16 protein-coding genes are annotated in these 20,468 nt (G+C 71.1%); 2 read left to right on the forward strand and 14 right to left on the reverse strand.

Annotated elements, in window-relative coordinates; translation table 11 throughout:
- Position 1: 1 nt before the first annotated feature.
- The 11 genes from ACIRRY_RS37830 to ACIRRY_RS37880 all read right to left on the reverse strand — a co-directional run bounded on the left by ACIRRY_RS37830 (position 2) and on the right by ACIRRY_RS37880 (position 11,826).
- Complete coding sequence (locus ACIRRY_RS37830; RefSeq protein ID WP_403982164.1) at positions 2 to 853, reverse strand: creatininase family protein; 852 nt, start codon at positions 851 to 853, stop codon at positions 2 to 4.
- Positions 854 to 882: 29 nt separating this feature from the next.
- Complete coding sequence (locus ACIRRY_RS37835; RefSeq protein ID WP_403982167.1) at positions 883 to 1,341, reverse strand: cytidine deaminase; 459 nt, start codon at positions 1,339 to 1,341, stop codon at positions 883 to 885.
- Positions 1,338 to 2,102 carry an amidohydrolase family protein gene (locus ACIRRY_RS37840; protein WP_266878957.1) on the reverse strand — a complete coding sequence of 255 codons (765 nt, stop codon included), beginning with the start codon at positions 2,100 to 2,102 and terminating at the stop codon, positions 1,338 to 1,340. The genes ACIRRY_RS37835 and ACIRRY_RS37840 overlap by 4 nt, the downstream gene beginning before the upstream one ends.
- A gap of 49 nt (positions 2,103 to 2,151) precedes the next feature.
- Positions 2,152 to 3,114 (reverse strand): ABC transporter ATP-binding protein, encoded by a 963-nt coding sequence (locus ACIRRY_RS37845; protein ID WP_403982170.1) that lies wholly within the window; start codon positions 3,112 to 3,114, stop codon positions 2,152 to 2,154.
- Positions 3,111 to 4,124, reverse strand: a complete 1,014-nt coding sequence (locus tag ACIRRY_RS37850; protein ID WP_403982173.1) for an ABC transporter ATP-binding protein — start codon at positions 4,122 to 4,124, stop codon at positions 3,111 to 3,113. Before ACIRRY_RS37850 ends, ACIRRY_RS37845 begins: the two co-directional genes overlap by 4 nt.
- Positions 4,121 to 4,810, reverse strand: coding sequence for an alpha/beta hydrolase (locus ACIRRY_RS37855; RefSeq protein WP_403982176.1), 690 nt, complete (start codon positions 4,808 to 4,810; stop codon positions 4,121 to 4,123). The genes ACIRRY_RS37850 and ACIRRY_RS37855 overlap by 4 nt, the downstream gene beginning before the upstream one ends.
- Before the next feature lie 5 nt (positions 4,811 to 4,815).
- Positions 4,816 to 5,886: an ABC transporter permease gene (locus ACIRRY_RS37860; RefSeq protein ID WP_403982178.1), complete on the reverse strand. Its 1,071-nt coding sequence runs from the start codon at positions 5,884 to 5,886 to the stop codon at positions 4,816 to 4,818.
- Complete coding sequence (locus ACIRRY_RS37865; RefSeq protein ID WP_403982180.1) at positions 5,883 to 6,800, reverse strand: ABC transporter permease; 918 nt, start codon at positions 6,798 to 6,800, stop codon at positions 5,883 to 5,885. The genes ACIRRY_RS37860 and ACIRRY_RS37865 overlap by 4 nt, the downstream gene beginning before the upstream one ends.
- Positions 6,793 to 8,448, reverse strand: a complete 1,656-nt coding sequence (locus ACIRRY_RS37870; RefSeq protein WP_403982183.1) for an ABC transporter substrate-binding protein — start codon at positions 8,446 to 8,448, stop codon at positions 6,793 to 6,795. The genes ACIRRY_RS37865 and ACIRRY_RS37870 overlap by 8 nt, the downstream gene beginning before the upstream one ends.
- A gap of 152 nt (positions 8,449 to 8,600) precedes the next feature.
- Positions 8,601 to 9,407, reverse strand: a complete 807-nt coding sequence (locus ACIRRY_RS37875; RefSeq protein WP_403982185.1) for an N-acyl homoserine lactonase family protein — start codon at positions 9,405 to 9,407, stop codon at positions 8,601 to 8,603.
- Between the two features lie 217 nt (positions 9,408 to 9,624).
- On the reverse strand, positions 9,625 to 11,826 hold the full coding sequence (locus ACIRRY_RS37880) for a 2Fe-2S iron-sulfur cluster-binding protein (RefSeq protein ID WP_403982188.1): 2,202 nt from the start codon (positions 11,824 to 11,826) through the stop codon (positions 9,625 to 9,627).
- A gap of 139 nt (positions 11,827 to 11,965) precedes the next feature.
- Between ACIRRY_RS37880 and ACIRRY_RS37885 the strand changes: the two genes are divergently transcribed.
- Both ACIRRY_RS37885 and ACIRRY_RS37890 read left to right on the forward strand, forming a co-directional pair.
- The gene (locus ACIRRY_RS37885; protein ID WP_403982191.1) at positions 11,966 to 12,586 is read left to right on the forward strand and encodes a TetR/AcrR family transcriptional regulator; all 621 of its coding nucleotides are present in this window, start codon (positions 11,966 to 11,968) and stop codon (positions 12,584 to 12,586) included.
- Positions 12,587 to 12,772: 186 nt separating this feature from the next.
- Positions 12,773 to 15,163, forward strand: coding sequence for an ATP-binding cassette domain-containing protein (locus ACIRRY_RS37890; protein WP_403982194.1), 2,391 nt, complete (start codon positions 12,773 to 12,775; stop codon positions 15,161 to 15,163).
- Positions 15,164 to 15,208: 45 nt separating this feature from the next.
- On the opposite strand, the gene ACIRRY_RS37895 is transcribed toward ACIRRY_RS37890, so the two are convergent.
- Genes ACIRRY_RS37895 through ACIRRY_RS37905 form a run of 3 tightly spaced genes read right to left on the reverse strand, consistent with a single transcriptional unit; the run spans position 15,209 to position 20,386 of the window.
- Positions 15,209 to 17,317, reverse strand: a complete 2,109-nt coding sequence (locus ACIRRY_RS37895; RefSeq protein WP_403982197.1) for a bifunctional serine/threonine-protein kinase/ABC transporter substrate-binding protein — start codon at positions 17,315 to 17,317, stop codon at positions 15,209 to 15,211.
- 52 nt (positions 17,318 to 17,369) lie between these two features.
- Entirely contained in the window at positions 17,370 to 19,547 is a 2,178-nt protein-coding gene (locus tag ACIRRY_RS37900) for a bifunctional serine/threonine-protein kinase/ABC transporter substrate-binding protein (protein ID WP_403982200.1), read from the reverse strand.
- Positions 19,544 to 20,386 carry a hypothetical protein gene (locus ACIRRY_RS37905; protein ID WP_403982202.1) on the reverse strand — a complete coding sequence of 281 codons (843 nt, stop codon included), beginning with the start codon at positions 20,384 to 20,386 and terminating at the stop codon, positions 19,544 to 19,546. The genes ACIRRY_RS37900 and ACIRRY_RS37905 overlap by 4 nt, the downstream gene beginning before the upstream one ends.
- Positions 20,387 to 20,468 lie beyond the last annotated feature (82 nt).

Below are 20,468 nucleotides of genomic sequence, written 5' to 3' on the forward strand. Positions count from 1 at the left end.
TTCACGCCTGGCGTCCGGGACGGTGAGTGGGGTCGGGCCACGGCTCACGGACCGCCGTGGACACCGCCCCGGCGGTGGTCAGGACACAGCGGTCGAACTCCGCCTCGCCGTGCTCGGGGTTCGCGTCGGCGACGTCCCGGCCCCAGACCCCGGTCTCGCTGACCTGGTCCATGCGGTAGTCCCAGAACGAGTCGACGTCGACGTGGGAGGTGGCCCGGTCCATCCGGACCAGTTCCGGCGCCAGGTGCAGCATCACGGACGTCTCGAAGAAGTTGGCGTGCATCAACGCCCGCCCGTAGGTGACATGTCCGTCGACCTCCGGCCCCGGGTACATCGTCACGTACCCCAACGCCCTCACCCGTGCGTCCTTGTGACGGACCCTCAGCTTCTCGGCCGACACATCGAGTGCGCCGTTGTTCCAGATGTGCCCGTTGAGCAGCACGAACTGCCGTACTCCAGAGGCGTAGAGGGAGTCGATGACGTCCTCGACGACGGCGATCATCGTCTCCGGCCGCAGCGCCACCGTCCCGGCGAAGTCGCCGTGCGACGCGGACACCCCGAAGCTCAGCGGCGGCACGACGGGTACGCCGGTCAGGGCGGAGACGCCGAGGGCGACCGCCTCGCAGATCCGGGTGTCCACGGCCAGGGGGAGATGGGGGCCGTGCTGCTCGGTGGCGCCGATGGGGATGATCACGGCGTCCTGGGCGGCGGCCGTGGACTCCGCCTCCGGCCAGGTCAGCTCCTCCCACAGCACCGGCGACCCGGAACCGCCCAACTGTGCGGCGAGTTCGGGGACATCGAGCCCGGTGGGGACGGTTCGTCCGGACGGACCGGTGACGAAGACGGACGACATGGCTCTCCTCTCCTCGGGACCGATGGCGCTCACCATCGGCGTCGGCTCTTCTCGGGCAGCAGGTCCAGGGCGCGCAGCGGGACCGGCTCGTCCCCGTCGACCGTGGTGACCCACACGGTGGCGTCCGGGCAGTAGTCGCTGATCAGTTCGCGGCACACCCCGCACGGCGCGATGATCCGGAACCACCCCGCCGGCTTGATCTGCACCGAGACCACCGACGTGACGCTCAGCTCCGCACCGGCGGGCAGGGCACCCCGGGCGGTGCCCATGGCCACCCCCTCGGCACAGATCGAACTGCGCCGGCAGGAGCCCTCCACATGGACCCCGGTGTGCACCCGGCCGTCCGCCGTGCGCAGCGCGGTCGCGACCTCGTGACGGCCCGACTGCCACACGCGGGTGAGCAAGTGCTGTGCGGTGGCGAGGAGTTCGACGTCGTCCTCGTGCATCGACGGCGGTACGGCCACGGGGCGGACGTTCGAGGCGCTCATACCGTGAGCCCCAACAGCCGGGCCATGTTGCCGCCTTCGACGAGCGCACGGTCCTTCTCGTCCTCGACCGCCTTGGCGATCTTCATGCGTTCCAGGTCGAAGTCCGACCCCGGCCACTCGCTGCCCATCAGGATCTTCTCCGGGCCGAGCCGCGCGTAGGCGCGCTTCACGTCGCTCATCAGCGTCGCGGACGTCTCCAGGTACACGTGCGGCTGCCGTTCGGCCACGATGATCGCCTCCGGCACGTTCCACACCGCCCCCATGTGCGCGATGATCGTGGGGACTTGGGGGTGGTCCCGGGCGATCTCCTCGATGGCCAGCGGCGCGCAGAACGCGTCGTCGAGAGCGTTGATCAGCACCAGCAGTCCGCGCCGCGCGCACGCCTCGAAGACCGGGTCCAAGAGGCCGTGGTCGGCGACGTGGTAGCCGTGCAGGCTCGGGTGCAGCTTCAGCCCGACCAGCCCCGCGTCGGCCATCCGGTCGATCTCGTCGAGCGCGTCGTCGGCCTGCGGCATCACCTGTCCGAAGCCGAAGAAGCGGTCCGGGTACGAGGTCACGAGCGAGGCGATGAAGTCGTTCTCGATGCGCTGCGCGAGCGAGCACACCATCGCCATGTCCACTCCGGCCGCGTCCATCCGGTCGAGGATGCGGCGCGGTTCGAAGGGTTTGTACGGCGGTGGGGCCTGGCCCTTGCGGGCGCCGGTGAGGTAGTCGGAACGGCCGCGGACGTCCTGGGTGGTGTTGTACGCGTCGATGATCAAGGCGGTTCGTCCTTACTGAGTGCCGACCAGGTGCCGTACTCGCTCTTCGCTACTCGCTGGAGACCAGGGGGAGGTGGCAGCGCACACTGCGGCCCGGCGCGATCTCGCGCAGCTCGGGCGCGCTGGTGCGGCACCGCTCCGTGGCGAGGGGGCACCGGGTGCGGAACAGACAGCCCTCGGGCGGATTCGCCGGATCGGGCAACTCGCCCTCCAGCACCTGCTGTTCGCGGGTCTCTCCGGGCCGCAGCACGGGAACCGACGACAGCAGCGCCCGGCTGTAGGGGTGTGCGGGGGCGGCGAAGAAGTCGTCGCGGGAGGCGACCTCGATGATCTGGCCGAGGTACATGACCGCGATCCGGTCGGCGATGTGCCGTACGACGCCGAGGTCGTGCGAGATGAACAGCATCGTCAGGCCGCGGTCGCGGACCAGGTCGGAGAGCAGGTTCAGCACCTGGGCCTGGATCGACACGTCCAGCGCGGAGACGGCCTCGTCGGCCACCACGAACTGCGGTGAGGAGGCCAACGCCCGTGCGATGCCGATGCGTTGGCGCTGGCCGCCGGAGAACTCGTGTGGCCTGCGTCCGCCGGCCTCCGCGCCCAGACCGACCAGGTCGAGCAGTTCGGCCACCGTCTTCGCGGCCTCGGCGCGGGTGGCGCCGCGTGCCCGCAGCAGGGGCTCCGCGACGATGTCGGCGATCCTGCGGCGCGGGTTCAGCGAACCGAACGGGTCCTGGAAGACCATCTGCAACTCGGCCCGGGTACGGCGGAGTTGACGCCCGCGCAGCCGGGTGAGGTCGGTGCCGTCGAACTCGATGCGGCCCGAGGCGGGTTCGATCACCCGCAACAGGGCCCGGCCGAGCGTGGACTTGCCGCACCCCGACTCGCCGACCAGGCCGAGGATCTCGCCCTGGAGGATGTCGAGGTCGACGTCGCGCAGTGCCCGAACCCGGCCGCCCGCTCGGCCCAGGTACTCGACCCGCAACTCGCGGGCCTGGATGAGCGCGGCGGTCATGCGAGGCCTCCCTGGGAGCGGGCCGTGGCACGGGCGGGGGAGGGCAGCACACAGGCGTCGAGATGCCCGTCGTCGCCGTGCCGTTGCCGCAGCACGGGCCGCTCGGCACACGCGTCGTGGACGAAGGGGCACCGGGGTGCGAACGCACAGCCGGACGGCCGGTCGACCCCGGTGAGCGGGCTGCCCGCGATGGTCGGCAGCCGTCGTACGACAGGGCCGTCGATCGGTGGGACGGAGCCCAACAGGCCCATCGTGTAGGGGTGTTGGGGCTGAAATAGCACCTCTTCTCGCAGGCCCTGCTCCACGATCCGGCCCGCGTACATCACGGCCACCCGGTCGGCGACCTCGGCGACGACGCCCAGGTCATGGGTGATCAGGAGGACGGAGGTGCCGTGGTCGCGCTGGACGCGTTTGAGGACGGCCAGCACCTGGGCCTGGATCGTGACGTCGAGAGCCGTGGTGGGCTCGTCGGCGATCAGTACCGCCGGGTCGTTGGCCAGGCCCATCGCGATCATCACGCGCTGGCGCATGCCCCCGGAGAGCTGGTGCGGATAGGCGCGTGCGGTGCGGTCCGGGCCTGCGATGCCGACCTCGCCCAGCAACTCCACGGCCCGGAGCGTCGCCTGACTTCGTGTCATATCGCGGTGTGCGCGGATCATCTCGGAGACCTGGGCGCCCGCCCGGTGCAGCGGGTTGAGCGCGGCCAGCGCGTCCTGGAAGACGACCGTGATGTCCTTACCGCGTACCCCGCGCAGCTCCCGTTCCGACGCGGCGACGAGGTCACGGCCCTTGAAGACCGCCTCGCCGCTGATGTGGGTGCGCGGACCGCGGTTGAGGCCGACCAGGCTCATCGACAGGGCGGACTTCCCGGACCCGGACTCGCCGACCAGCGCGAGGACTTCGCCCTGGTGGAGGGTGAGGTCCACACCGTCCACGGCGGGCAGTCGGCCCGCCGGAACGTCGAACTGGACGCGCAGGTCCCGGACTTCGAGCACGGGGGCGGACGTCATGAGCTCTCGCCCACGGCCAGGGCCGCCGTGTGGATCAGGTCGGCGACGCGCTCGGGCCACACGAGGGTCGTGTAGTGGCTGCCCGGTACGTGTTCGACGGTGGCCTTCATCCGGGCCGCCATGTCGTTCTGGATCTCCGGGCGCAGCGTGCGGTCGTCGTCGGCGACCAGATACCAACTGGGCAGTGCGCGCCAGGCCGGTGCGCCCGTCGGCTGGGTGAAGATGAGGTTCTCCGCCTTGCGGCCCTCCGCCTCCACCACGGCCCGCTGCTGGGGGGACAGGTCGGAGCCGATCTCCGCCCAGAACTCCTCGCTCGTCTCGGACTTCCACTCGCCGTTCGGGCCGCGCCGCATGTACTTGGAGATCTCCGCCTCCTCGTACCGCTCGACGATCCCGTTGACCGTCTCGCCCTCGTCCGGCCCGAACGCGGCTATGTAGACAAGCCCCTTGACCCGCGGATCACGGCCGACGTTGCTGATGACCGCGCCGCCGTAGGAGTGCCCGGCGAGCAGTACCGGACCCGTCGTCTCCGCCAGCACGGCCGCCGTGTTGGCGACGTCGTCCTCCAACGAGGTCATCGGGTTGGTGACGGTGAACAGCCGGTGGCCGCGGGCGGCCAGCAGGGGCTGGACGGCCGACCAGGTCGTCGGCCGTCCGCCGGCACCGTGGACGAGCACGATGTCCATGCGGGTCATCCTTTCCGTAGCCGCGGATCGAGGACCGTGTACAGCAGGTCCACCGCGTGGTTGACCAGGGTGAAGAGGAGGGCGATGGCGAGGGCGGCGCCCTGCACGACGGGGTAGTCGCGTTGCAGGACGCCCTGCACGAGCAGGCGGCCGACACCGGCGTACGAGAAGACCGTCTCGGTGATCACCGAACCGCCCAGCAGGGAACCGAACTGGAGCCCCAGGACGGTCACGATGGGCAGCCAGGAGTTGCGGAGCACGTGGTGGCGGACCACGACGCTCTCGCTGAGGCCCTTCATGCGGGCGGTCCGTACGAAGTCGTCGTCGAGGACCTCCAGAACCGAGGCGCGCACGATGCGCGTGATGAACCCGGCCATCGACAGCGCCAACGTGACGGCGGGCAGGATCAGATGCTGGATCCAGGGCCACACCAGCTCGGGGCGGTTCTGCAGGATGGCGTCGAGGAGAACGAAGTTGGTGGTCGGGTTGTAGTCGAGCGAGCTGGGCAGCCGGCCCAGGACCGGGAGCCAGCGCAGCCACACGCCGAACACGACGATGCCGAGCACACCGAGCGCGAACCAAGGCAGTGAGAAGCTGACCGTGGCGACGGCCCGGGTCGAGTGGTCGATCCAACTCCCCTTGCGCAGCGCGGCGATGACCCCGGTGACGACACCGAGGAGGACCGCGATCGTCATCGCCGCGAGCGTCAGCTCGATGGTGGCCGGGAGCGCGTCGCCGAGGAGACCCAGGACGCTGTTGGAGCCGTAGAACGAGGTGCCGAGCCGTAGGTGCACCAAGTCGTTGAGGAAGCTGCCGTATTGGGCGAGGAGCGGTCGGTCGAGGCCGAGTGCCTTGTTGACGCGTGCCTCGTTGGCTGCCAGTTCGGTCGCGGACAGGTTGTTGCCGCCGGCCGCGAGCGAGGTCGCCGGTGAGCCGGGCAGCAGGCGCATCGCGAGGAACACCAGGCTGGCCAGCGCGAACAGCACGACGGGGATCAGGGCGAGCCGTCGTAGGAACAACAGGGCTGTTCCCGCTGCCCACTTGGGGCGGTGGACGGGGAGGAGTGCGGTGGTCACGCCGGCCCCCGTACGTCGAGTGCGTCGCGCAGGTCGTCGCCCACGAAGTTGCAGGCGACGACGAACAGCAGCGTGAACGTCGCGGGCAGGACGACCAGTCGGGGTGCCGTGTAGAGGAACTCCTGGCCCGCCTGGACCATGTAGCCCCAGTCGGGCTGCGGGGGTTGGATGCCGAGGCCGAGGTAGGAGAGACCGGCGGCGAAGCCCGCCGCGATCGACAGTGTCATGACGACCTGCGCGAGCATCGGTCCGGCGATGTTCGGGAGGAGTTCGCGGGCGAGGATGCGTGAGGTGCGGGTGCCGCCCAACTTGGCGGCGACGACGTAGTCATGGGCCGCCTCGCGAGCCGTCAGGGCACGGGCGAGGCGGGCCAGACCGGGTGCGAGGGACACTCCGATGCCGACGATCAGACTGACCGTGCCCGGGCCCGCGGCCGCCACCAGGAGGATGACGAGCAGGATGGAGGGGAAGGCGAGGGCGAGGTCGACGATCCGCATCAGGATCTGCTCGACGACACCGCCGAGGTATCCGGCGAGGAGGCCGATCCCGGTGCCGGCGACGGCCGCGAGTGCCGTTGCCGCGAATGCCACGAGCAGCAACGGCCGTGCGCCGTGCACCAGTCGGGCCAGTTCGTCGCGGCCCAGGTCGTCCGTGCCGAAGAGGTGACCCGCCGAGCCCATCGGCAGCAGCGCCGACGAGGTCTGACGCAGCGGGTCGGCCTGGATCAACAGCGGCCCCACGAGGGCCACCAGGACCAGCACGACCAGGACGAGCCACGACAGGACGGCAGGCCAGGACCGCCCCAACCGGCGCCGGCGCCAGGCGGAAAGGACGGTCCGCACGGCCGCGCGGGAAACGGGCGTCGGAGGCCGTGCGGTCGCCACGGGCGCCGGAGCGGCCGTCGTCTCAGACACTGGCTTTCTCCATGTAACAGCGGTGGTTGGCCAGTGCGGCGGTGTTCATGTGCTTCACGTGCGAGCCGCTCACCACGAGGTTGGCGAAGCAGGCCAGCATCGACAGCACCATGTAGTCCTCCGCCCAACGGCGTTGGATCTTCGTGTAGGCGGCCGTGCGCTGCGCGCCGAGGGGCAGGTTCTTGGCCGTGTCCAGTTCCGTCTGGAGCGACGCGGCGTCCTTGAGCGTGTCCATGCCGGTGATCGTCGCGCCGTAGAGACCGGTGGGGCTGGCCATGGCGCCGACCATGTCGTTGGCGTCCGGGACGTAGGTGTTGCGCTCCCAGATCATCAGGTCGTGGTAGTCGTCCTTGCCGTCGAGGAGCCGGGTGAAGTACGTGGCCGGGTCGACGGAGGTGGTGACCACCTTGAAGCCGACGTCGGTGAGGTTCTGGGCGACGATCTGCGCGGCCTTCGGGTGCCAGGAGTCGCTCGCCGCCATGAGCCGGATGCGTCGGCCGCCGGCACCGGCCTCGGCGAGGAGCTTCTTCGCCTTGGCCGTGTCCTGGGTGCTCAGGTCGGCGAGGCCGGTGTCGTAGCCGCTCTGCGCGGGCGGGATGGCGTAGCCGCCGGGCAGCGCGCCGACGCCGTAGAAGGCCTGGTCGAGGATGGACTTGCGGTCTATCGCGAGGTTGATGGCCTGACGGACCTTGAGCTCGGGGACGCGGCGGGCGTCGATCATCAGGATCGCGTTGGCGTTGTACGGCGTCTTGTAGACCGTCACCGAGTCGTCCTTGCGGAGCTGCGCGGCGGCCGAGTACGGGGTGAACTGGGTGGCCGAGATGTCGCCGCTGAGCAGTGAACTGACGATCGTCGAGGGGTCCTGGACCTGGCGCAGCACCAGCCGGTCGACAGGCGGTCTGCCGAGGCGGAAGTCGTCGAAGGCCGTGAGGGTGATCGACTGGCCGGAGGTGGCGGCGGAGAAGGCGAAGGGGCCGGTGCCGACGAGGTGCTTGCCGATGTCCGCGCCGTACTTCTTCAGCGCGGCCGCGGAGATGATGCGGCCGCCGATGTCGGAGAGCTGGCCGAGGGCCGTCCGGTCCGGCTTCTTGAGGACCATCTTGACGGTGAGGTCGTCCGGGGCCGTCAGCGAGGCGACGTTCGCGCCGAGGTCGGACAGCGGGCGGGTGGCGCCCTTGGGCAGCGTCTTGTCCTTCTCGTCGAACTGCCGCCCCAGGCTGGCCAGTACGTCCGCCGAGGTCAGTGTGGTGCCGTCGTGGAACTTGACGCCCTCGCGCAGCGCGAAGGTGTAGGTGAGCTGGTCGTCGGAGATCGTCCAGCTCTTGGCCAGGTCGGGGGTGGGCTCGTTGGTCTCGAAGGAGATGAAGGTCAGGCCGCGGCAGATGCAGTCGACGGCCATCCAGTCGCCCAACGAGGTGTAGAACGACGGGTCGTTGACCGCGCTGGTCGCGTCGATGGCCAGGGTCAGCGTGCCGCCCTTGCCGCTTCCCTTGGCGTCGTCGGCCGCGGCACCGCAGGCACTGAGCAGGGCGGGGAGTCCGAAGCCGACGCCCACTCCGAGGAGTCCCGCGCCCCGGAGCATGGTGCGGCGCGACGCCGTCGACGGGGCGGAACCGGGTGAGGACGATCCAGCTGACTGGTCCGGCATGTGGGCCTCCTTGGGTACCGATCCTCAGGTGTTGGATCTCAAAGTGTCAAGATTGGATCCAAAATCATGTTCACGGGCCACAGGCCATCTCTCGTGTCCCGGGTGTTAAAGGCGTGTGAACCGAGTTGTTGGTGCGATCCGGCCAGGGCGGGCTAGGTGCCCGGCACGCCCCTGCGGCGCATCAACTCCGGCCAGACCACGGGGTCATGACCGGGGACGAGTTCGTAACCGCGTTCGGCGGCGATGCTCTTGAGGCGGCGGATGGGCTCCACCGTGCGTTCCGGGTCGACGCCGATCGAGGCGCCGATCGGGAGCTCGTGCTCGATGTTCTCGGTGAGATCGGCGGCGTCGAAGGCGAACACGAAACCGCCGCCGTCCGCGAGGTCGACGACGAAACTCTGGTGCCCGGGGGTGTGTCCGGCCGTCAGTACGGCGGTGACGCCGGGCGCGATCTCCATGTCCCCGTCGGCCTGTCGCCAGTCGATGCGCGGGTCGTCGAAGTCGACGCGGAAGATGGAGTGCCGCTCGACCTCCGGCTGCCCGGAGAGGCCGTAGGAGAGTTCCTCGCGCTGTACGTGCACCGGCACCCGGCCGGCGAAGTGCTTGAGTCCGCCCGCGTGGTCGGCGTGCAGATGGCTGACGGCCACGGCGTGGATCGCGTCCATCGGGATGCCGGCCGCGTCGAGGGCCTCCTCCAGCGGCTCGCCGGGACCGGGCAGGATCGGCCGGTAGTTGGGGGAGCCGTAGAAGCGGCGGCGCAGGGCCGGGTCCCGGATCAGTGCCGTGTTGAAGCCGGTGTCGAGCAGCAGCCAGCCGCCGTCGCACTCCAGGAGCACGGCCGGTACGGGTTCACGCAGGCGTTCCTCGTACGGGGCGCCGTGCACGGAGACGGACTTGGGGAGTTCCTCCCAGCCCAGCAGCAGGGGCACGATCCTGCGGACACCGTGGCGTGATGTCATGAGGGCTGCGGGTGGTGCGGCAGGCGCATGGGCGAGATCCGTTCAGAGAGCGCGGGTGTTCAGGTTCGGGTGTCGGGTCCAGGGTCGGTCCGGGGGATCGGTGGCGGGCGGCGACGGTGGGTGTCGATGCTGGGGATCCACACTTTAAGTATGTGGATCCAAAGGGCGGTTGCGGGGAGGTGAACAAGTTCTCTCTTCCCCCGGGTGACGAGCGCGGTCACGGGTCGGTGATGGCGAGGGTGACCTTGGACATCGGGCAGCTCACGCATGCCAGCACATAGCCGTCGGCCTTCTGTCGCGGGGTGAGGCAGTTGGGCTCGTTCTGCGTGACCTCCCCCTCGCGGAGCCGCACCATGCAGTCGCCGCAGTTCCCGACCGTGCAGGAGTACGGCATCGGCAACCCCGCCGCGAGTCCCGCGTCGAGGAGTGTCTGGCCGGGCTCTACGACCACCGTGCCGACGGCGCGGCCGTCCTCCTCGACGACCAACTCGTGCGGTGCCGTGCTCACGGTTCCGGTGTCCGCTCGGCTGGTGTAGCGCTCCTGGTGGACCAGTTCGTCCGGGACTCCCAGCCCGGTCAGGACGTCCTGGACGGCATCCATCAGCGGTACGGGACCGCAGGTGTAGAAGTGGGCGCCCGGCGCCGGGGAGAGGCCGGTGATCCAGTGCCGTACGCCGTCCGCGTCGAGGCGCCCGTCCCGGCGGGTCAGGACGTGGGTGACCGACAGCCGGTCGGGGTGGTCCTTCGCCAACCGGGTCAACTCCTCGGCGAAGATGGTCTCTTGGGTGCTGCGACTGCTGTGGAGCAGCGCGATCCGGTCGTGGCCCGACTCGACGGCGAGCCGGGAGCGGATCATGCTCATCATCGGTGTCACGCCGCTGCCCGCCGCGACGAGCACGATCTCGTCCGGGGGCCGGTGCTCGGCGTGGAACGACCCCGACGGACCGCGCACCGCGAGGCGGTCACCGACCCGGAAGCTTTCGTGCACGTGGGTGGAGAACCGGCCGCCCTCGACGCGCTTGACGGTGACCTCCAGCCGGGGCGAACCGGGTGCCGACGACGCCGAGTACGCCCGCCGCACCGGGCGTCCGTCGATGTCGGCGACCAGGGTGAAGAACTGGCCGGGACGGAAGTCGAACGATCCCGGGTTCTCGCCCACGGCCTCCAGTACGAGGGTGACCGCGCTCGGAGTCTCGGCGCGCACCTCGGTGACGCGCACCTCCCGCAGGGGGTCCTCCGGCCGTCCACCGGAAACCGGGCGCCCGGCGTCGGCGGGGCGGCGACGCGGGAAACCCCGGCGCCGGCCGCCCGTGCCGGGCCCGTCGTCCTCGTAGCCCTCCTTCCGCAGTCCGGAGCGGTAGAGACGGTTGATCACCAGGCGCAGCAACCGGGTCATGCCCGGGATCGCTCCGACGGCCTTCAGCAGGAACGCGGGCGGGCCGCCCTCGGCCGCTGCCGAACGGGCGGCGAGGTGCTCTCCGCCCAGCGCGATCAGGTCGGGCACCGTGCCCCGGTCGGGGTGGGCGCCGGGGGTCCACAGCCGCGAGCGGGCCACGGCGTCGTTGCCGGTCACCTCGGCGTGCTCGACGTCGATGAGCAGCGCCAGATGCGGCGGCATCCCGCGCAGGGCCATCGTCTCCAGCAGCGCGGGATCGTCGGTGATCGCGCCACGGCCGCGGACGTGCAGCACACCGCTGCGGCCCGGGACGAGCGCGGCGAACGAGAGCCGGTCGTCCCGCAGCAGGTTGTGGAGCGTGTCGGCGCGCTTGTTGCCCTTCCGGTCCGGGACGACGAGCGTGCGACTGTCCAGGACACGCGCCACCGCCTGCCGGTCCCCGCGCGGACTCGTGTCGCTGCCACGGGAGTTGTCCCACGTGGACAGGGCGAGGAAGGGGGCAGCCGCCAGGAACTCCACGACACCTGGTCGACACAGGGGCCCGTCTCCGGCCATCTCGGCGACCGGCTGTGAAGGGGCGGGCGGCTGCCACAGGCGGGACCGGAGGACGGCCTGTGCGCAGTGGACGTACGCCTCCTGGATGTCGACGCTGGTCTCGGCGCCTTTCCGCACGGCCACCGAGCCGTTGACGCGCAGGACCTCCCCGACACCCGGCAGGAGGAAGAAGAACGAGACCGGACCGTGCGGGGCGCCGGGGCCGGGCAGGGAGAACGAGAGGCGCGTCGGCGAGTGGACGCGGGCGAACCCCGGTGTGCCGCCGATGAAGGTCGTCCTGCTGGTGCCGTCGGCGTCCCGGTAGCCGACGGCCGCGATCGGGCACCGGGCGAGGACGGTCCGGCAGCCCTCGTCGAGCGCGCTGATCTGCTTGAGCATGATCGTCGACGCGGGGTGACCGACCGTCGCCTCGACCTCTGCCTCCGTCGTCAGTCGACGCAGGGCGCTGAACCGGTTCGCTTGCCGCACGGGGATTCCTCTCGGACGGAGCCCGAGCGGCCCGGGCCGCGATCGGCCATGGCCTTGTTCTCGCAGCTCATGGCTATATTGTGAGCAATAGCTCAGCTCCTTGGCTACTCGCTTTTCGCGCCCCCAGGAGGCTCCCGGGATGCCGTCGGCCGACGACCGTCTTCAACCACGTCGCAAGCCCCGCCAGGTGCGCGCCGAACTCACCCGCGAGCGCATCCTCACCGCCGCTGCTCACGTTTTCGCCGAGTACGGCTACGCCGCCGGGACCACCAACCGCATCGCCGAACGCGCCCGCGTCTCCATCGGCTCGCTGTACCAGTACTTCCCGAACAAGGACGCCGTCCTCGCCGCGCTGCTGGTCCGGCACATCGACCGCGGTGCCTGGACGCAGGCCGAACAGCTCGACCTGTCTCCCGGCACGCTGGAGGCGACCGTGCGGGCGCTGGTCCGGGACGCGATCGACAACCACCGTGACGATCCGCAACTGCTGCGGATCATGATGGAAGAGGCACCGGTCTCGCGGGAACTGCGCGACACGGTCGAGCGGCACGGAAAGGCGCGCGTCGGTCAGGTGCGCGACCTCCTCGCCCGGCACCCGGACGTCCAGGTGCGACACCTCGACACCGCGGTCGAGCTGATCGTGTTCACCGTGGAGATCAACATCCACAAGCTCATGGCGGACCCGCGGGCTATTCCGGTCGAGACGTTCGAGACGGAGCTGGTGGACATGGTCACGCGCTATCTGCGCGGCGATCGGTAGGCGGGTCGGGTCCCCGTTCCGGTCAGGATTCGAGAAGCGCGAGGCCACATGGTGCCCCTAGCGTGACTGCCAGGTGCACCAGCGTGTACCGGAAGCGGACGTACCGCTCGAAGCCTGGTTGGATCGAGCCGGGCGATGGCCGCCGAGGGACCGTCGGCGGCCCGGCGCAATCGGAGGGAAGGCACGATGAGCAAGGCCACGAGGACGGACACGCGGTCGTCCGCACCGCACGCTGCCGACAGCCACGACCTGATCCGCGTGCACGGGGCGCGCGAGAACAATCTCAAGGACGTCAGCATCGAGATCCCGAAGCGCCGGCTGACGGTGTTCACCGGTGTCTCCGGCTCGGGCAAGAGCTCGCTCGTCTTCGACACGATCGCCGCGGAGTCGCAGCGGCTGATCAACGAGACGTACAGCGCCTTCGTGCAGGGCTTCATGCCGACGCTGGCACGCCCCGAGGTGGACGTCCTCGACGGACTGACGACCGCGATCATCGTCGACCAGCAGCGGCTGGGTGCCGACCCCCGCTCCACGGTCGGCACCGCCACCGACGCCAACGCCATGCTGCGCATCCTCTTCAGCCGGCTCGCCAAGCCGTACCTGGGCTCGCCCAAGGCGTACTCCTTCAACGTCGCCTCGATCAGCGGCGCGGGCGCGGTCACCATGGAACGCGGCGGACAGAAGGTCAAGGAGCGCCGCAGCTTCAGCATCACCGGCGGCATGTGCCCGCGCTGCGAGGGGCGCGGCTCGGTCACCGACCTCGACCTCACCCAGCTCTACGACGACTCCAAGTCCCTCGCGGAAGGCGCGATCACCGTCCCCGGGTACACGGGAGGCGGCTGGAACTCCCGGCTCTACAGCGAGTCGGGTTTCTTCGACCCGGACAAGCCGATCCGGAGGTTCACGAAGAAGGAACTCCAGGACTTCCTGCACCGCGAACCGACCCGGATGAAGATCGCGGGCATCAACATGACCTACGAAGGTCTGATCCCGCGCATCCAGAAGTCGATGCTCGCCAAGGACCGGGAGGGCATGCAGCCGCACATCCGCGAGTTCGTGGACCGGGCCGTCACCTTCACCACCTGCCCCGACTGCGACGGCACCCGCCTGAACGAGGGCGCCCGCTCGTCGAAGATCAAGGGGATCAGCATCGCCGACGCCTGCGCGATGCAGATCAGCGATCTGGCCGAGTGGGTCCGCGGCCTCGACGAGCCGTCGGTGGCGCCGCTGCTCACCGCGTTGGGGCAGGCCCTCGACTCGTTCGTCGAGATCGGCCTCGGCTATCTCTCCCTGAACCGGCCGGCGGGCACGCTGTCGGGCGGTGAGGCGCAGCGCGTCAAGATGATCCGCCACCTCGGTTCCTCCCTCACCGACGTGACGTACGTCTTCGACGAGCCGACCATCGGACTGCACCCGCACGACATCCAGCGCATGAACGACCTGCTGCTGCGCCTGCGCGACAAGGGCAACACCGTGCTCGTCGTCGAGCACAAACCGGAGACCATCGCGATCGCCGACCATGTCGTCGACCTCGGCCCGGGCGCCGGTACGGCGGGCGGCACCGTCTGCTTCGAGGGCACCGTCGAGGAACTGCGCACCGGCGGCACCATCACCGGCCGGCACTTCGACGACCGGGCGTCGGTGAAGGAGTCGACGCGCAAGCCCACCGGCAGTCTGGAGATCCGGGGCGCCGCGACCAACAACCTCCAGGACGTCGACGTCGACATCCCGCTCGGTGTCCTCGCCGTCATCACCGGTGTCGCGGGCTCCGGGAAGAGCTCGCTGGTGCACGGGTCGATCCCGGCAGGCGAGAACGTGGTGTCGGTGGACCAGGGCGCCATCCGCGGCTCACGCCGCAGCAACCCGGCGACGTACACCGGACTCCTCGAACCGATCCGCAAGGCCTTCGCCAAGGCCAACGGTGTGAAGCCGGCCCTGTTCAGCGCCAACTCCGAGGGCGCCTGCCCCACTTGCAACGGCGCGGGCGTCATCTACACCGACCTGGCGATGATGGCGGGCGTGGCCACCACCTGCGAGGAGTGCGAGGGGAAGCGGTTCGACGCGTCGGTCCTTGAGTACCACTTCGGCGGGCGTGACATCAGCGAGGTGCTCGCGATGTCGGTGACCGAGGCCGAGGAGTTCTTCGGCGCGGGCGAGGCGGCAACTCCGGCCGCGCACAAGATCCTTACCCGCCTCGCCGACGTGGGCCTCGGCTACCTCAGCCTCGGCCAGCCGCTCACCACCCTCTCCGGCGGCGAACGCCAACGCCTCAAGCTGGCCACGCACATGTCGGAGAAGGGCGGCGTCTACGTCCTCGACGAGCCCACCGCCGGTCTGCACCTCGCCGATGTCGAGCAACTGCTCGGCCTGCTGGACCGGTTGGTGGACTCCGGGAAGTCGGTCATCGTCGTGGAACACCACCAGGCGGTCATGGCGCACGCCGACTGGATCATCGACCTCGGCCCCGGTGCGGGACACGACGGCGGCAAGATCGTCTTCGAGGGGACGCCGGCCGACCTGGTCGACGTGCGCTCGACGCTCACGGGGGAGCATCTGGCGGCGTACGTCGGCGCATGACAGTCGTACAACTCCTCTCGTTCTCAAGGGGAGTTGTACGACCGCTCAGGTCTTCTTGCCGATGTCGTCGGAGCGCGCCACGAAGCGGGCGGTTCCGCCGGTCACCCGGTACAGGAACCCTCCGCCGTCGTCGCCCGTCGTGAAGTACTGCGTGGCGGCGTCGAAGTCCATGAGGCGGGTGATGCCCTGCCAGGGGCGGCGCAGGAGTTCCGAGCGCAGGGCGGTGCGGCCGTCGTCGCCGACGGAGGCGAGGCCGTGGGCGGCGAACCGGACGGCGTCGTACGCCTCGGCCGCCCAAGGCCCGGGCGCGTGTCCGTGGCGGGCGCGGAACGCGGCGGCGAACGCCTTCGTACGGGTGTCGGCGTTCGCGTCGGTGTAGCCCGTACCGATCCGCCAGTCCTCGCCGACAGCGAGGAAGGGGGCGCCGAGGACGTGCTCGCCCGCGACCCGGGCGCCCCGGTGGCCCGCGTCCCGCAGCGCGCGGGCGCAGGCGGCGGCGCGGTCGGTGTCCACCCCGCCGAAGAAGACGGCGTCTCGGGGGTGCGCGGCGATACGGCGGGCGGCCCCGGTGAAGTCCTCGGCCGCGGCGACCTCCTCCACCGACGTCTCGCCGTCGACCTTGCCGTAGACGGTGATGATCCGGACCGTGGTCAGACTCTCCACCTCGGTGGCGAGGTCGTGCACGATCACCGTGCGGGCGGCTTTGGCGACCCGGTTCAGATAGATCAGTGCCGCGAACGGGCCGACGGTCCGGGTGGCGCGCAGGACGAGCGCGCTGGTGACGTTGACGGTGTCGAGGGCGTCGGTGTCGGCACGGGTGACCAGCAGGGTCAGCCGGGCATTCGTACAGGGGTCAAGAGCGGCGGGCACGGTTTCGTTCGGGCCCGCGGCGATCACCACGGACACGTCCGGGTCGGCGGCCAGCCGGGTGGCCGCCGCTGCGGTGCCCTTCGCGGTGCCGGCGTCGTCGGCGGTGCGCAGGACCAGGTCCACGGTTCGCTCGGCGTCCTGGTTGTGCTGCTCGACGGCGAGCCGGGCGCCGCGTTCGTGGTCGGTGAAGAAGGGGTCGTCCGGGCTGCCGAGCAGGGCGACCACATGGCGGGAGCGCCGTACGGAACCGGTGTTCGCCGCCGCGGCGCCCCGGCCCCACTGCCACCACGCGCCCGCCCCGGCCGCCGCGGTGACACCGAGCGCTGCCCCCGCGACGAGCAGGCGGCGCCGGGTGGGCGAGGGCGGGGCGTCCACGGGGGAGGGCCCGGTGAGCATGGTGGGGTCGGGAACGGGCAGGTCCAGGACGCGTGCGGCACGGGCGGCGACCAGGGCCGGGAGTCCTTCGGGCAGCCACTCGGCCACGGCGAACTCGCCGTAGGCGGCGCGGAGTTCACGGGTGCTCGGGCGGTGCTCCGGTTCCTTCGCCAGACATCGTCGTACGGTCCGGCCGAGGCTTTCCGGGATGCCGTCCAGGTCCGGTTCCTGTCCCACTGTCCGATACAGGACGGCCGCCGCGCCGCCGGTGCCGAACGGCGGGCGGCCGGTGGCCGTGTGGGCGAGGACGCAGCCGAGCGAGAAGACGTCGCTGGGCGGGCCGACGGTGAGCCCGCGGGCCTGCTCCGGGGAGAGGTAGCCGGGGGAGCCGACGACGGAGCCGTCCGTGGTGAGGGCGGTCGCGCCGACGGCCCGCGCGATCCCGAAGTCGATCAGCCGTGGCCCGTCCGCGGCGAGCAGCACGTTGGCGGGCTTCACGTCCCGGTGGACCAGCCCGGCCGCGTGCACCCCGTCCAGCGCCTCGGCCAGCACGGCGCCGAGGCCGCGAAGCTGCGCCTCGGGCCAGGGTCCGCGCAGCGCGACCGCCTCGGCGAGGGACGGGCCGGGCACATAGGCGGTGGCCAGCCACGGGGAGCGGGCGTCGGCGTCGGCCGCGACGACCGGCACGGTCCATCGGCTCGTCAGGCGCGACGCCAGCTCGGCCTCACGGCGGAAACGGGCGCGGAAGCCGGGGTCGTCGGCGTACTCCTCGCGGATCACCTTCAGCGCGCACCACGCGCCGTGCGGCGAGCGCGCCAGGTAGACGACGCCCATGCCGCCAGCGCCGAGCCGCCCGGCGAGCCGGTGCCCGCCGATCAGGGACGGATCGGTGGGCAGAAGCCGTTCCACGTCCGCCGCCTCCGTTTCCCCGTGGTTCCCGCCCGCCGACGCCGGATCTCCGTCAACTCCGGCTCTGCGCCGCGCGATTCAGATCGCCGAGCGATCCCAGCTGCCGGAACCGCCCGCCGCGCACCTCGTGGACGAAGGTCTCGTCCGCCCAGCCCGTCGAGCTGTTGTCGTACTGGTGGAAGTCGCCGAAGGCGTACGTCCGCGCGATGCCCTGGTACTTCACCTTCGCCAGCCGTACGGCGAGATCGGTCCGCACCGGCCGCCGGCGCGCCCCGGCCGGGACCGTGCGGGCGAACTCGGCGAGCAGCATCCCCACGCTGTCGTAAGCCTCTGTCGCGTACGGCTCGGGAGTGGCGCCGTAGCGCTTCCGCCAGGCCGCGGTGAAGTCCCTGGCCCGCTTCGTCGTCAGGACGGAGGGGTCCACGGAGTCCGTCACCACGTACCAGCCGTCGCCCGCCGTGCCCGCGAGGCGCGGGAAGTCCGAGCCGTAGAGCTGGTGCTGCATCCAGCGCGGGCCGGTGAAGCGGGCCGTGGCCAGCTCCTGGGCCGTGCGGACGGTGGCGTCGAGGGTGCCCAGGTAGACGAAGGCCCTGACATCGGCGGCGAGCAGTTGGCGTACCGCCTTCGGGCCGTCGTCCGTGTCCTCCGCGACGACGCGGGGCACGACCTCGCTCTTGAGGATGGTGCGCCAGTTGCCGACCACCTGGGTGCCCTCGGCCTGCATGGCGGGGCCCCCGTCCCGGTCGATCACGACGCCGGCCCGCACCACCTGCCCGGTCACGTAGGCGTGCAGTCCGATCCAGCCGCCGAGCGCGGCGTGGGCCGGGCTGGTCTGGAACGAGGTCTTGGGCGAGGTCAGGAAGTAGTCCTGCTGGCCCGTACTGCTGGAGACATGGGTCAGTCCCGCCACGCCGTAGACGGACGCGGCCCGCAGCATGGGGAGTTCGGCGACCGGTCCCAGCACGGCGACGACGTTCCGGTCGGCGGTGAACGTACGGGCCACCGCCTGCGCGGTGTCCGCGTCGCCCTTGTCGGCGAGGACCTTCACCTTCAGGTCGTAGGAGCGCTTCGGAGCGGCGTTGTGCTGGGCGACGGCGAGGCGGGCGGCGCGCTCGGAGGCCCGGCTGACGGCGGCCTCGGCCGCGGTGGCGGTCGTGTGCACGCCGAGGACGTACACGGGACGTCCGACACTCGCCGCCGGTTTCCCGTCGTCCCCCGACGCCCACACCGCCGCTCCGGTCCCACCGCCCGCGAGCAGCAGCGCGCCACCGGCCAGCAGCAGGCGGCGCCTGCCCGGGTGCCGGGCGGGGTCGGCCGGATCGTTCACGACCGTGGGTTCGACGTCCGGGAAGGCGAGGCTCTCGGTGGCCCGCGCGGCGACCATCCGGGCGACGGGATCGGGGAGCCAACCCCCGGAGTCGTCCGGAGCGTCGTCGGTGAACACGCTCCGTAAGTCGTCGGCCGTGGGCCGCGCGTCCGGGTCCTTGGCCAGACAACGCTCCACCAGGGTCCGCAACTCGCCGTCCACGGTGTCGAGTTCGGGCTCGTCGTGGACCGTGCGGTACATCAGGGCATCGGGTGTCCCGGTGCCGAAGGGAGGCGTGCCGGTCGAGGCGTACGCCAGCACGCAGCCCAGCGCGAACACATCGCTGGCGGCGGTGGCGGGCCGCCCCTCGGCCTGCTCCGGGGCGAGGAAACCCGGGGTGCCGACCACGAGCCCGGACGCGGTCAGTGCCGTGTCGTCGGCGGCGCGCGCGATACCGAAGTCGATCAGGCGCGGTCCGTCCAGGGCGAGCAGTACGTTGCCCGGCTTGACGTCCCGGTGCACGAGCCCGGCCGTGTGCACGGCGTCCAGCGCCTCGGCCAGCACCCGGCCCAGGACGCGCACGGCCGGCGAGGGCAGCGGTCCGTGATCGGCGACCGCCTCGGCGATGGACGGGCCGGGGACGAACGCGGTGGCCAGCCACGGCTCGCGTGCCTCGGCGTCCGCGTCCAGGACGGGGACCACCCAGGGGCTGTCCACCCGCCGCGCCAGCCCCACCTCGCGCGCGAACCGGGCCCGGAAGCCGTCGTCACCGGCGCTCTCGCCCCGGATCACCTTGACCGCGGCGAGTGCGCCGGAGTCGGTGCGTCCGAGGTAGACGACACCCATGCCGCCCGCGCCGAGCCGCCGCAGCAGCCGGAACCCCGCGATGCGGGACGGGTCGGAGGACCGCAGCGGTTCGCTCACTGTCCCGCCCCCTTCGTCACGGTCGGTTCGGCGGTGGCGCCGTCGCCCGCCCTGCCCCGGCTGTCGATGCTCGCCGCGACGAAGGTCATTCCCTTGCCCATGTCGGTGGTGACGGTGGAGTCCTCGGCCTCGGTCCGGCCCGCGCCGTGCCGCGCGGTCGCGGCCACGGTGACCGGCCCCATCCGGAACTTGTACCAGTCGAAGGGATGCGCCCTGCCGCCGTCGGCGATCCAGGTGCCGGACTCCGTCAGGTCGTCGTCGGAGATCACCGACCGCCCGTCGGCGAACGCGTCGGCCCGTGAGAACAGGCCGAGCACCCGGTCCGTGGCGTTCAGTCGCTGCCCGGGGCAGCGCAGCGCCTCCTCCAGCGACCCGGCCATGTCGCGCCGCGCCGCCACGACGTCCTGGTGCACGGTGACGGTCAACGACAGGTACACCGGCCCCTTGCCGCCCTTCGCCGGCAGCTCGTACGCCCGGGTGAGACTGGCCAGTACGGTGCCGGGCAGCGCCTCGCGCCGCCACAGACAGTCCTCGCCGAGTACGGCCCACTCGGCCGGATCGCTCTCGAAGGGATCACGCTTGCGATATCCGGTGCCGAAGTAGTCGGGGCGCACGGTGAGTTCGGACACGAACTGGACCGCCTCGGCCCGCGTCCTCGGCGCCCGGTCCTGGGCGAGTGTGTACGGCTCGTTCGCGGGTGTCGCCGAGGCCGAGGGCGACGCTCCGGCGCTCTTCTCCGGTGTCTTCCGCGCCTCGGGCCCGTCGTCCGACCCGCTGCTGCACCCCGCCAGCAGCAGCACCCCCGCCGCCGCGGCTAAGACTGGTCTCCACTCGGCCATGCGTCGCTCCCGCCCCTGTGCCCGCCACCGTTGCCACGAGTGTGGCGCACGCCAACGCTCTCGGTTGCCAACTGCCCTTATG

Source organism: Streptomyces sp. NPDC101776, assembly GCF_044766845.1.
Lineage (GTDB): Bacteria > Actinomycetota > Actinomycetes > Streptomycetales > Streptomycetaceae > Streptomyces.